The following is a 12,339-nucleotide window of genomic DNA, read 5'->3' as shown; positions in this document are numbered from 1 at the left end:
CTTCATGCCCCTGTCGTACCCCGCCCGCCCCCGTCGCCAATCCCGCCGCCGGCCGATCGCGGCGCTGGTCGCCGCCCTGCTGGCCGCCGGCGCGGTGACCGGGTGCTCCGGCGAGGACGGGCCGGCCGGCACCGTCGACGCCTTCCTGAGCGGCTGGCGCTCGGGCGACCTGCAACCGGTCGGCTTCATCGCGCCGACCGGCGCGCGGGTGCCGGCGGGCGAGGTGACCAAGCAGTTGAAGGCGCTCTCCGGCGAGCTGGCCGCCACGCCGCCGACGCTGGAGCGCACCGGCGAGATCACGACCGCCGGCGACATCGCCACCGCCCGGGTCCGGCTGACCTGGGCGCTGCCGGGCGGCGTCCGCTGGGCCTACGAGAACCCGGTGCGCCTCAAGGGCGACGGCGACCAGTGGCAGGTGATCTGGGAGCCGGCGGTGGTGCACGAGAAGCTGACCGAGGGTGACCACCTCGCGTTGCGCCGGGAGCCGGCGGAGCGGGCCGCGGTGCTGGACGCCGCCGGCAAGCCGATCGTGGCGCCCCGTCCGGTGGTCCGGGTGCAGGTCACGCCCGGCGAGGTGAAGGACGTGCCCGGCCTGGTGCGTCGGCTCGACGCCGCGTTCAAGGCGGTCCGACCCGCGCTCAGCCCGCCGGTCGACCTCAGCGACCTGCCCGAGCGGCTCAAGCAGGCCGACCGGGACGCACTGGTCGAGGTGGTGACGCTGCGCGACGAGGCGTACCGGCAGATCAAGCCCCGCATCTACGACCTGCCCGGCACCCGGTTCCCCACCGATCAGCTCATGCTGGCCCCGACCCGGGAGTTCGCCCGGGCGCTGCTCGGCTCCGTCGACCAGGCCCAGGCCGACGACCTCCAGGCCCACCCCGACCGGTACGCCCGCGGCGACCTGGTCGGCCACGGCGGCCTCCAGGGCCGCTACGACGAGCGGCTGCGGGGCGTGCCCGGCGTCACCGTGATCACCGAGCGGCCCGCCGCGGAGGGCGCCACCGAGCCCACCGGCACCGAGGTGTTCCGCAGCGACCCGAAGCCCGGCCAGCCGGTGCGGACCACGCTGGACGTGGCCACCCAGAACGCCGCCGACGCCGCGCTGCGGGGCCAGCCCCGCCGCTCCGCGCTGGTCGCGGTGCGGATCAGCGACGGCGCGGTGCTGGCCACCGCGAACGGCCCCGGCGCGGCCGGCGAGAACCTCGCGTTCACCGCCCAGGTGCCGCCCGGCTCCACGTTCAAGATGGTCAGCGCGCTCGGCCTGCTCGACCGCGGCGCGGTGACCCCGCAGACCACGGTGGCCTGTCCGAAGACGGCCGAGGTCGACGGGCGCGTCTTCAAGAACTCGGACAATTTCGAGCTGGGCGCGGTGCCGTTCGCCACCGACTTCGCGAAGTCCTGCAACACCGCCTTCACCGCGCTGGCCCCGCAGCTCGGCCCGGACGGGCTCGCCCAGGCCGGCCGCACGCTCGGGCTGGAGGCCGGCTGGGATCTGGGCGCGGACGTGTTCACCGGCAAGGTCTCCGCGAACGGGGGGCCCACCGAGCAGGCCGCCGCCGCGATCGGCCAGGGCACCACGGTGGTCAGCCCGTTGGCGATGGCCGGCGCCACCGCGGCCGTGGCGCGGGGCCGCTTCGAGCAGCCCAAGCTGCTGCTCGATCCGGCGCCGGGCAAGCCCGCCCCGGCCGGGCCGGCGCTCAAGCCGGAGTCCGTGGCGGCGTTGAAGACGCTGATGCGCGGCGTGGTCACCGCCGGCACCGCCACCGCGTTGGCCAAGGTGCCCGGCGAGCCGGTGCACGGCAAGACCGGCACCGCGGAGTACGACAACAGCCCGGCGCACACCCACGCCTGGTTCGTGGGCTGGCAGGGCGACGTGGCCTTCGCGGTCTTCGTCGAGCAGGGCGGCTCCAGCACGGCCAGCGCGGTGCCGATCGCCGAGCGGTTCCTGCGCGGCCTGGCCCGCTGAGCGGGTCCGTACGGTCCGGGGCGGAGCCGACCGGTGTCGCTCAGGCGGGTTCCCCGGTGGCCGGTGGCGCCTCCCCGAGCGGTCCGCCGTCCATCTCGGGCACCGCGACGCGGCGGAGCGACCCGGGGCCGACGGCCGGCCCGGCGTCCTTCTCGCCCGGCTCCGGCAGCCACGCCGCCGTGTCGTCGTCGCCGTCCCTGACCGCCGGCGGGCCGATCGGGTCCGTCGCGACGGCGGGTACCGGCACCCTCGTCGCCGGGCGCTGCACCCGGCCGTTGCCCGGCCGGGGTGTCGGGCCGGCCGGCAGCAGCCGGGGTGGCACCGCGTCCGGGGCGACGACCGGGGCGAGCCCGGCCACCACCGTGTTCACGATCTCCGCCGCGTACGCCCCGTCCGGGTCGTAGTCGGGGTCGAAGACGGTCAGCTCCACGCCGAGGCAGTGCGGCGTGTCCACCAGCCCGCCGAGCAGGATCTCCAGTTCGGCGAAAGCGATGCCGCCCGGATCGGGCGCGTCGACGGCGGGCATCACGGCCGGGTCGAGCACGTCCACGTCGATGTGCACCCAGTAGCCGGCGCAGTCGACGAGCTGTTCGTGCGCCCACTGGGCGGTGCGGGCCGCGCCCTCGGCGCGCAGCGCCGGCACCGGCCGGGTGGTGATGCCGGCGGCCTGGAGGTCGAGACGGTACTCGTCCTGCGCGCGGATGCCGAGCACCACCACGTCGATGTCCCGGAAGTAGGGGCGCCGCCCCTCGATGGCGGCCAGGTCGGGCTGCCCCCGCCCGGTGACCAGGGCCAGGTCCTCCCCCGCCGCCGCCCCGACGTAGGACGCGTTGCCGGGGTGCCGGAAGTCGGAGTGGCCGTCCACGAAGACCAGCCCGATCCGCCCGCCGACCGCCTCGCCGAGCCGGTGCATGGCCAGCGCCGAGCCGAGCAGCACCGAGCAGTCCCCGCCGAGCACCAGCGGGAACTCGCCCCGGTCGATGATCGCGCCGATCCGGTCGGCGAGCGCCACCGAGTAGGCCGAGATCTCCGGCGCGTGGCAGACGCCGTCGCCGGGCCGCCAGTCGCCCGGGTCGTAGCGGGGTGCGGTGAGGCAGCCGGCGTCGCGGGCCCGCAGCCGGGCGAGCAGCCCGTGGTCGCGCAGCGCGCCGGGCGCCTTGCCGCAGCCGGGGACGGAGCTGGCCGTGGGCGGGCGCAGTCCGAGGTTTGTCGGCGCGTCGAGGACGGCGATCCGGCGCATCATGAGCTCCCGTCCTCGATGGTCGGGCGGGCCGGCGGCGCGCCGGCCCGCGCGGGCGTACGACGAATTCAGAACAAGGCGCTGGCCAGGGCGCGTCGGGCGGAGGCCACGGCGGGGTCGTCCGGGCCGGCGATGGTGAACAGGCCGATCAGGTGCTGGCGGACCCGGTCCCGCTCCTCGCCGGCGGTCCGCCGGACCAGGCCGACCAGTCGCTGGTAGGCCTGGTCGGCCAGGCCGCTGAGCACCTCGATGTCGGCGGCCAGCAGTTGGGCGTCGACGTCGTCGGGGGCCGCCGCGGCGGCGTCGAGCGCCCCCTGCGGGTCCGCGCCGGCCACCCGGCGGGCCAGCCCGACCTGCGCCAGGCCCGCCTCCGCCGCGGCGTCCGTCGGGGACTCGGCCAGGATCTTCCGGTACGCCGCCTCGGCGGCGTCGAGGTCGCCGCTCATCAACGCGTCGTCGGCGGCGTCGAGCCGCGGGTCCTCCGGCTCGGCCACCGTGACGCCGGCGGCCTGGAGCACGGCCTGGAGCCACTTGCGCAACTCCGACTCGGGCAGCACACCCGGGAAGGCGTCGACCGGCCGGCCGCCGACGATGGCGTACGTGGTGGGCAGCGCCTGGAGTTGGAACATCTGCGCGAGCCGTGGCTGCTGCTGCACGTCGACCCGGGCCAGGAGCCAGGCGCCGGCGCTCTCGGCGGCCAGCCGCTCCAGCACCGGGGCGAACTGGTCGCTCTCCGGGTAGCCGGCGGCGCCGAAGAAGACCACGACCGGTGTGGAGAGCGAGCGTTCGAGCACCTCGGACTGGATGTTCGCCTCGGTCACGTCGATCACGGCGGCCGAGCCGGCGGGGCCGCCCGGCAGCCCGGCGGGCGGGCCGCCCTGGGACGGTGTGGCGGGAGAGGTGTCGGCCGGTGCGGGGGTGCGCAGCGCGCTGAGGTCGACCGCGCCGCGGGTGAAGATCGACGAGGTGATCCGTGGGTCGCTCATGGTTGTCTAGTCTCGCACGTGTCGCTCGGAACTCGGCTCACCCGCAACGGCGACGTTGCGACTCTCACCCCTGCTCAGAGTGCGCAAGAAGGGCCTTCCTGACAGACGCCGCGTCAGGAAGGCCCTCCTGGCGCCTAGAAGCGGGCGGGCTCGCGGTAGACGCCCCACTCGCCGCGCAGCGCGTCGCAGATCTCGCCCAGGGTGGCCTCGGCGCGGACCGCGTCCAGCATCGCCGGGATCATGTTCTCGCCGGTCCGGCTGACCTCCACCATCCGGCGTACGGCGGCGGTGACCGCGGCGTCGTCACGGGCCGACTTGCGCTCGGCCAGCACCCGGCGCTGCTCCAGCTCCACCTCGTGCGAGATGCGCAGGATCTCCAGTTCCTTGGCGACCGTGCCGGTGTGGCAGTTGACGCCGACGATCTTCTTCTCGCCCTTCTCCAGCGCCTGCTGGTAGACGAACGCCGACTCGGCGATGTGGCCGGTGAACCAGCCGTCCTCGATGCCGCGCAGGATGCCCGAGGTCATCGGGCCGATCTGGTGCGGGCCGTCGCCGCCGAGCTGCCGGATGCGGGCGAAGATCTCCTCCGCCTCGGCCTCGATCCGGTCGGTGAGCGCCTCGACGTACCAGGCGCCGCCGAGCGGGTCGGCCACGTTCGTCACGCCGGTCTCCTCCATCAGCACCTGCTGCGTGCGCAGGGCGATCTCGGCCGACTCGTCGGTGGGCAGCGCGAGCGTCTCGTCCAGCGCGTTGGTGTGCAGCGAGTTGGTGCCGCCGAGCACCGCCGCCAGCGCTTCCACCGCGGTGCGTACCACGTTGTTGACCGGCTGCTGGGCGGTCAGCGACACCCCGGCGGTCTGCGTGTGGAACCGCAGCCACTGCGCCTTCTCGCTGGTCGCGCCGTAGACGTCGCGCAGCCAGCGGGCCCAGATCCGGCGGGCGGCGCGGAACTTGGCGATCTCCTCGAAGAAGTCCAGGTGGGAGTCGAAGAAGAAGCTCAACCCGGGGGCGAACACGTTGACGTCCAGCCCGCGCGACAGGCCCAGCTCGACGTAGCCGAACCCGTCGGCAAGCGTGTACGCCAGCTCCTGCGCGGCGGTCGAGCCGGCCTCGCGGATGTGGTAGCCGGAGACCGAGAGCGGCTTGTAGCGCGGGATCTCCGCCGCGCAGTACTCCATCAGGTCGCCGATCAGGCGCAGGTGCGGCTCGGGGTCGAAGAGCCACTCCTTCTGCGCGATGTACTCCTTGAAGATGTCCGTCTGGAGCGTGCCGTCCAGCGTGGACAGGTCGGCGCCCTGGCGCTCGGCGGCGACCAGGTACATGCAGAACACCGGCACGGCCGGCCCGGAGATGGTCATCGAGGTGGTGACGCCGGCCAGGTCGATGCCGTCGAAGAGCACCTCCATGTCGGCCGCCGAGTCGATCGCGACGCCGCAGTGGCCGACCTCGCCGAGCGACTGCGGGTCGTCCGAGTCGCGGCCCATCAGCGTCGGCATGTCGAACGCGACGGAGAGCCCGCCGCCGCCCGCGCCGAGGATCATCTTGTAGCGCTCGTTGGTCTGCCGGGCGTTGCCGAAGCCGGCGAACTGCCGGATGGTCCAGGCCCGTCCGCGGTAGCCGGTCGGGTGCAACCCCCGGGTGTACGGGAACTCGCCCGGCCAGCCGATCCGGTCGAAGCCCGGGTAGGCGGTCCCCTCCGGCGGGCCGTACACCGGGTCGACCGGCAGGCCGGAGAGCGTGGTGAAGTCCGCGTCGCGCTTGCGGGCGGCGTCGTAGCGGGCCTGCCAGCGGGCCCGGCCGGCGGCGATCTCGTCAGCGTCCATGCGCGGAGCTCCTCCTCGGGTCCTCGTCAAGAAGACCGAGTGTAGAACGAATGCCTGAACGATCGCTAAGGACGTGCGTACCGGCCGGTAACCCGGGAGCAGGGTCCGTCGTGGTCGGCGCGGAGCAGACAGCGCCGGCCGCCGACCATCCGCAGGTCGCAGAAGACCCGATGGCGTACGCCCTGCTCGTCCTCGGCCGACACGGTGCTCTCGCCGGGATCGGCCGAGGTGAGCACGCCCGACCAGCGGGCGACCACCCGCGCCAGGCGCACCGCGCCGGCCAGGTCACCGGCCACCACGGGCTGGATCGCATCCACGAAGGCACAAGGCTTAGGGCACGGCTGTCGATCCGCGCTCGCACACGCCGGTCTATGTGCAGCTCGCCGACCTGATCCGCGAGCAGATCGAGACAGGCGCACTCCCGGCCGGAGCAAACGTCGGCAGCGAGACGCGGCTGAGCCAGGAGCATCGGATCGGTCGCGATGCCGTCCGCATGGCGATCTCGCTACTGCGACCGGAAGGTCTGGTCACCACCAGCAGACCGTTCGGCACCCGGGTGCGGGAAGCGCCTCGGCGACGGCAGGTCGAACTCGGTCCGGGCAGTTCGGTCGTCGCCCGGATGCCGACCGGCAACGAGCGCCGGACGTTGCAGCTCGACGAGGGCGTACCGGTGCTGGAGGTCCACGGCCCGACGGGCGGCGTGGAGCTGCTGCCCGGCGACGAGGTCGAGCTGGTCCGCCCGCCGGACGCCTGACTCGACCCGGCAGGCCCCGCGCCGGCCCGAGTCGTTACTGCCCTCGGTCGCCAAAGGCACCCGGGAGCGACCCGCGCTCATACCGGTGAGAGATCTTGGTACGAAACGGCCCCTCCAGGGGCGCTCCCGTACCAGGATTCACGCCGAGGCGCGTCCTGCGCCGCCTCGGCCAGCCCCGGGTCCAGCGGCGAGGCGGGACCGCCTGGGCCAGCTCCGGGTCCAGCCGCGAGGCGGGGCCGCCTCGGCCAGCTCCGGGTCCAGCCGCGAGGTGGGGCCGCCGGTCGGCGGGCGCATGTGGGCGAGCCGGCCGGCCCCGACGCCAGTTCGCCGACGTGGCGGCTTCCGACGACGGACCGCTCTGCGTTCCGCCGAAGTGGCGGTGTCCCCGCCCGCGCGAGACCACCACGTCGGCGTACCGGTGTTGATCATCGCTGGGCCCGGCCGGGCGATCCATTCTTGCCATCAAGTTGGTAGGCGACGCGAACCCACTCACCGGCCCGAGCTCGCCCGGCGCGCGGAATCAGCCGAGGGGCGCGCCCGGGTCCCCGATCGCCACGTCGTCCACCCGGATGTTGATCTCGTCGACGCGCAGCCCGTACGCCTCGACCGCCGACGTGACCGCGGCCCGCACGCCGTCGGTGACCTGGGGCACCGGGTGGCCGCCGTCGATCACGATGACCAGGTTCACCACGGCCGCGCCGTCGGTGACGTGGGCCGAGCAACCGCGCCGGGCGTCGCCGACCTGGTCCAGCCCGACCCGGTCCAGCACGGCGTTGAAGAACCGGGCCACGTCGCCGCCCAGCTCGGCCACGCCGGGCACCGACTTCGCGGCGGCCACCGCGATCTTCTCCACCACCTCGTCGGAGACGTGCGTCGTCCCGCCCGCCGTCGCCGCCGGCGTGATCGACAGCTCCTGCGTAGCCTCGTGCTCCACGCTCTCCCCCACCCTCGCTCCAACCGACCCCGGGAGCGTACAAGCCACGCCGCCCCGGCCGCGCCCCCGCCCGACACCACCGTCGATCATGGACCTTGGGCCCGACGAATGCCCCTTGTGGAGGGGAAGGGTCAGGAGGCGAGCTGGGTCAGGAGGTCTTCGGCGGCGGCGTACGGGTCGAGGGCGCCCTCGGCCACCTTCGCGGCCAGCGCCGGGAGCTGCGTACCGTCGCGCAGGGAACCGATCCGGGCGCGGAGCGCGCCGAGCGCGATCGCCTCGATCTCGGCGGCGGCCCGCGTCTCCCGGCGGCGGCGCAGCTCGTCGTGGCGCTCCAGCCAGTCGCGGTGCTTGTCGATCGCGGCGGCGATGTCGTCGATGCCCTCCGCACGGGCCGCGATCGCGCGGACCACCTGCGGACGCCACTCCCCCGGCCCGCGCTCGCCGAGCGCGATCATGCCCTGGATGTCGCGGACCGTGGCGTCGGCGCCGTCCCGGTCGGCCTTGTTCACCACGAACACGTCGGCGATCTCCAGGATGCCGGCCTTCACCGCCTGGATCGCGTCGCCCATGCCCGGGGCGAGCAGCACCAGCGTGGTGTCGGCCAGCGAGGCCACCTCCACCTCGGCCTGCCCCACCCCGACGGTCTCGACCAGCACCACGTCGCAGCCGGCGCCCTCCAGCACGCGCACCGCCTGAGGCGTCGCCGCGGAGAGCCCACCGAGGTGGCCCCGGCTGGACATCGAGCGGATGTAGACGCCGGGGTCGGTGGCGTGGTCCTGCATCCGGACCCGGTCGCCGAGGATCGCCCCGCCGGTGAACGGGCTGGACGGGTCGATGGCCAGCACCCCGACCCGGTGGCCGCGCGCCCGCAGCGCGCGCACCAGCTCGTTCGTGGTGGTCGACTTGCCCACACCCGGTGAGCCGGTCAGGCCGACCACCTGGGCGTGCCCGGCGTACGGCGCGAGGGCAGCCGCGACCTGCGGCAGCGCCTCGTCGCCGGACTCGACCAGGGTGATCAGCCGGGCGACCGCGCGGGGATCGCCCGCGCGGGCCCGCTCGACCAGCAGGGGTACGTCGCGGCTGCGGCGCACCGGACCGGTGGCCGGGATGGTCACGTCACTCACGCGTGGGACTCGCCGCCCGTCGGCACGTGGATGATCAGCGCGTCGCCCTGGCCGCCGCCGCCGCAGAGCGCCGCCGCGCCGGTGCCGCCACCGCGCCGCTTCAGCTCCAGCGCCAGCGTGAGCACCAGCCGGGCGCCGGACATGCCGATCGGGTGACCCAGCGCGATCGCGCCGCCGTTGACGTTGACCTTGTCCGCGCTGATCCCTAGATCGCGGGTGGACTGGATGCCGACCGCGGCGAACGCCTCGTTGATCTCGATGAGGTCGAGGTCGTCGAGGCTCAGGCCGCCCTTGCGCAGCGCGTGGTTGATGGCGTTGGACGGCTGCGAGTGCAGCGAGTTGTCCGGCCCGGCCACGTTGCCGTGCGCGCCGATCTCGGCCAGCCAGGTGAGCCCCAGCTCGGTGGCCTTGGCCTTGCTCATCACGACCACCGCGGCGGCGCCGTCGGAGATCGGCGAGGAGCTGCCGGCGGTGATCGTGCCGTCCTTGGCGAAGGCGGGACGCAGCCGACCCAGCGACTCGGCGGTGGTGTCCGGCCGGATGCCCTCGTCCTCGCTGACCACCAGCGGGTCGCCCTTGCGCTGCGGAATGATCACCGGGGTGATCTCCTCGGCGAAGTGACCGTTCTTCTGGGCGGCGGCGGCGCGCTGGTGGCTGGCTGCGGCGAAGGCGTCCTGCTCCGCACGGCTGATGCCGTGCCGCGCGCCGTGCCGCTCGGTGGACTCACCCATCGAGCAGCAGTCCCAGGCGTCGGTGAGGCCGTCGAGCGCCATGTGGTCCTTGACCGTCACGTCGCCGTACTTGTAGCCGGCGCGCTGCCCGAGCAGCAGGTGCGGGGCGTTGGTCATCGACTCCATGCCGCCGGCCACCACGACGTCGAACTCGCCGGCCCGGATGAGCTGGTCGGCGAGCGCGATGGCGTCCAGCCCGGAGAGGCAGACCTTGTTGATGGTCAGCGCCGGGGTGGACATCGGGATGCCGGCCTCGACGGCCGCCTGCCGCGCCGGGATCTGGCCGGCGCCGGCCTGGAGCACCTGCCCCATGATCACGTATTGCACCTGGTCGGGGGCCACGCCGGCGCGCTCCAGCGCGGCCTTGATCGCGATGCCACCGAGTCTGGTCGCGGGGAGGTCCTTGAGGTTGCCCAGCAGGCGCCCCATCGGGGTCCGCGCGCCGCTGACGATCACCGAAGCCATGCCTGCCTCCGAGGGGTGCCGACCTGTACGCCTTAACGATTGTTCGGTCAGACTAGCGCCATGGCTGAGAACTCCTCCGTCGAGCCCGCTGCCGAGTTTGTCACAGACATCGGTCTGCGCCGCATCGACCATGTCGGGATCGCCGTGGCGGACCTGGACGCCGCGATCGACTTTTACCAGCGCACCTTCGGCATGCGCTGCGTGCACACCGAGACGAACGACGAGCAGGGCGTACGCGAGGCGATGCTGGCGGTCGGACCGGACAGCTCCGGGGGCATGGTGCAGCTACTCGCCCCGCTGTCGCCGGACACCACCATCGGCAAGTTCCTGGACAAGCGCGGGCCGGGCATCCAGCAGGTCGCGTACACGGTGGCGGACATCGACGTGGCCTGCGCGGCGCTGCGCGAGCGCGGCGTCCGGCTGCTGTACGAGGCGCCCCGGCGCGGGACGTCGGACTCCCGGGTGAACTTCGTGCACCCGAAGGACGCCGGCGGCGTGCTGATCGAGCTGGTCCAGCCCGCCTGAGAGGCAAGGAGGGGCCCCTTGCTGACAGACGTCTGTCAGCAAGGGGCCCTTCCTAACAGGTGAGAAGACGCGCGGCCATGCGCGGTTGCGCGTTCCCACGGACATCTCCACGCATCGGTCGATGCAGTTTTTCACACAGCCCTTCCGACCCTAGCTACCGTTCAGTAACGTCCCGGCCCACAGGAACGCGACCGGTGCCGGATGTGTCGATTGCCGACATGGCGGTCCCGTCGCACCGGCGCCGACGATGGCAGCACCCCTGCCCCGGTGCGGGTGCTGACGAACGGGAGGTCACCGTGCAGGACATCCTAGAAGCGATCATGGCGACGGAGGGCTCGGCGCGGCCGGAACGGGAACTCGCCGGCCTCGCCGGCCTGCCGGTGCCGGAGAGCTACCGGGGCGTGGTGGTCCGGGCCGAGGACACCCGGATGTTCGAGGGCATGGCCACCCGGGACAAGGACCCGCGCAAGGCGCTGCACGTCCAGGAGGTGCCCACCCCCGAGCTGGGGCCGGGCGAGGCGCTGGTCGCGGTGATGGCCAGCGCGATCAACTACAACACGGTGTGGACCAGCATCTTCGAGCCGCTCCCCACGTTCAAGTTCCTCCAGCGCTACGGCCGGATCTCCGAGCTGACCCGCCGCCACGACCTGCCGTACCACGTGGTCGGCTCGGACGCGGCCGGCGTGGTGCTGCGGACCGGCCCCGGCGTGACCCGGTGGAAGACCGGCGACGAGGTGGTCGCGCACTGCCTGTCGGTCGAGCTGGAGGACGCCGCCGGCCACGACGACACCATGCTCGACCCGCAGCAGCGGATCTGGGGGTTCGAGACCAACTTCGGCGGCCTGGCCGAGCTGTGCGTGGTCAAGGCCAACCAGCTCATGCCGAAGCCGCGCCACCTGAGCTGGGAGGAGGCGGCCAGCCCCGGGCTGGTCAACTCCACCGCCTACCGGCAGCTCGTCTCGCACCACGGCGCGAACATGAAGCAGGGCGACGTGGTGCTGATCTGGGGCGCCTCCGGCGGCCTGGGCGGCTACGCGACCCAGATGGCGCTGGGCGGCGGCGCCATCCCGGTCTGCGTGGTGTCCTCGCCGGAGAAGGCCGAGCTGTGCCGGCGGATGGGCGCCGAGCTGGTCATCGACCGCACCGCCGAGGGCTTCCGGTTCTGGTCCGACGAGCACACGCAGGACCAGGACGAGTGGCGTCGCTTCGGCGAGCGGATCCGCGAGCTGACCGGCGGCGAGGACCCGGACATCGTCTTCGAGCACCCGGGCCGGGAGACGTTCGGCGCCAGCGTCTACGTCGCCAAGAAGGGCGGCACGATCGTCACCTGCGCCTCCACCAGCGGTTTCCTCCACCAGTACGACAACCGTTACCTGTGGATGCACCTCAAGCGCATCGTCGGCAGCCACTTCGCCAACTACCACGAGGCGTGGCAGGCCAACCGGCTGGTCGCGCTCGGCAAGGTGCATCCCACGGTGTCGAAGACGTACCCGCTGGAGCAGACCGGCCAGGCCGCGTACGAGGTGCACCGCAACGCGCACCAGGGCAAGGTGGGCGTGCGGTGCCTGGCGCCCACCGACGGGCTCGGCGTCCGGGACACCGAGCTGCGCTCCCGGCACGAAAGCGCGATCAACCGGTTCCGCGGGCACTGACCGTACGGTGACGCCGGATTGCCTTTCCGGCGGACCGGGACGCCATTCGACTGTCGCCGAGACAGTCGTGAAGACAGTCGTGAACACAAAGGGTCGCGGGCACCTGTCCGCGACCCTTTCCCGCCACCGTCCCGCGCCG

General features: G+C 73.4%; 11 protein-coding genes. 4 read left to right on the top strand and 7 right to left on the bottom strand.

The window, feature by feature from the left end:
• Window positions 1–4 precede the first annotated feature (4 nt).
• Entirely contained in the window at window positions 5–1,966 is a 1,962-nt protein-coding gene (locus tag VKK44_RS03710) for a penicillin-binding transpeptidase domain-containing protein (RefSeq protein WP_343445436.1), read from the top strand.
• A gap of 40 nt (window positions 1,967–2,006) precedes the next feature.
• Here the strand turns inward: VKK44_RS03710 and VKK44_RS03705 are convergent, their stop codons facing one another.
• The 4 genes from VKK44_RS03705 to VKK44_RS03690 all read right to left on the bottom strand — a co-directional run bounded on the left by VKK44_RS03705 (window position 2,007) and on the right by VKK44_RS03690 (window position 6,332).
• Window positions 2,007–3,209: an arginase family protein gene (locus tag VKK44_RS03705; protein ID WP_343445435.1), complete on the bottom strand. Its 1,203-nt coding sequence runs from the start codon at window positions 3,207–3,209 to the stop codon at window positions 2,007–2,009.
• A 65-nt stretch (window positions 3,210–3,274) separates the two neighbouring features.
• The gene (locus VKK44_RS03700) at window positions 3,275–4,192 is read right to left on the bottom strand and encodes a tetratricopeptide repeat protein (protein WP_343445434.1); all 918 of its coding nucleotides are present in this window, start codon (window positions 4,190–4,192) and stop codon (window positions 3,275–3,277) included.
• A 134-nt stretch (window positions 4,193–4,326) separates the two neighbouring features.
• Window positions 4,327–6,015, bottom strand: a complete 1,689-nt coding sequence (locus VKK44_RS03695; RefSeq protein ID WP_343445433.1) for an acyl-CoA mutase large subunit family protein — start codon at window positions 6,013–6,015, stop codon at window positions 4,327–4,329.
• A gap of 65 nt (window positions 6,016–6,080) precedes the next feature.
• On the bottom strand, window positions 6,081–6,332 hold the full coding sequence (locus VKK44_RS03690; protein WP_343445432.1) for a hypothetical protein: 252 nt from the start codon (window positions 6,330–6,332) through the stop codon (window positions 6,081–6,083).
• Between the two features lie 56 nt (window positions 6,333–6,388).
• Here VKK44_RS03690 and VKK44_RS03685 point away from each other — a divergent pair, with 56 nt between their 5' ends.
• Window positions 6,389–6,769, top strand: a complete 381-nt coding sequence (locus VKK44_RS03685; RefSeq protein ID WP_343445431.1) for a GntR family transcriptional regulator — start codon at window positions 6,389–6,391, stop codon at window positions 6,767–6,769.
• Window positions 6,770–7,289: 520 nt separating this feature from the next.
• Here VKK44_RS03685 and VKK44_RS03680 read toward each other — a convergent pair.
• The 3 genes from VKK44_RS03680 to VKK44_RS03670 all read right to left on the bottom strand — a co-directional run bounded on the left by VKK44_RS03680 (window position 7,290) and on the right by VKK44_RS03670 (window position 10,023).
• Complete coding sequence (locus tag VKK44_RS03680) at window positions 7,290–7,703, bottom strand: Asp23/Gls24 family envelope stress response protein (RefSeq protein WP_343445430.1); 414 nt, start codon at window positions 7,701–7,703, stop codon at window positions 7,290–7,292.
• Window positions 7,704–7,834: 131 nt separating this feature from the next.
• Window positions 7,835–8,818 (bottom strand): methylmalonyl Co-A mutase-associated GTPase MeaB, encoded by a 984-nt coding sequence (meaB, locus tag VKK44_RS03675; RefSeq protein WP_458351653.1) that lies wholly within the window; start codon window positions 8,816–8,818, stop codon window positions 7,835–7,837.
• Between the two features lie 5 nt (window positions 8,819–8,823).
• Entirely contained in the window at window positions 8,824–10,023 is a 1,200-nt protein-coding gene (locus VKK44_RS03670; RefSeq protein ID WP_343445428.1) for an acetyl-CoA C-acetyltransferase, read from the bottom strand.
• Between the two features lie 60 nt (window positions 10,024–10,083).
• Between VKK44_RS03670 and mce the strand changes: the two genes are divergently transcribed.
• On the top strand, window positions 10,084–10,548 hold the full coding sequence (gene mce, locus VKK44_RS03665; protein WP_343445427.1) for a methylmalonyl-CoA epimerase: 465 nt from the start codon (window positions 10,084–10,086) through the stop codon (window positions 10,546–10,548).
• 296 nt (window positions 10,549–10,844) lie between these two features.
• Window positions 10,845–12,200 (top strand): crotonyl-CoA carboxylase/reductase, encoded by a 1,356-nt coding sequence (gene ccrA / locus VKK44_RS03660; protein WP_343445426.1) that lies wholly within the window; start codon window positions 10,845–10,847, stop codon window positions 12,198–12,200.
• The last annotated feature ends 139 nt before the right edge of the window (window positions 12,201–12,339 follow it).

Origin of the sequence: Micromonospora sp. DSM 45708 (assembly GCF_039566955.1) — a bacterium.
Lineage (GTDB): Bacteria > Actinomycetota > Actinomycetes > Mycobacteriales > Micromonosporaceae > Micromonospora.
Note: the sequence above shows the minus strand (reverse complement) of the source record. Positions and strands in the feature narration are given on the sequence as shown.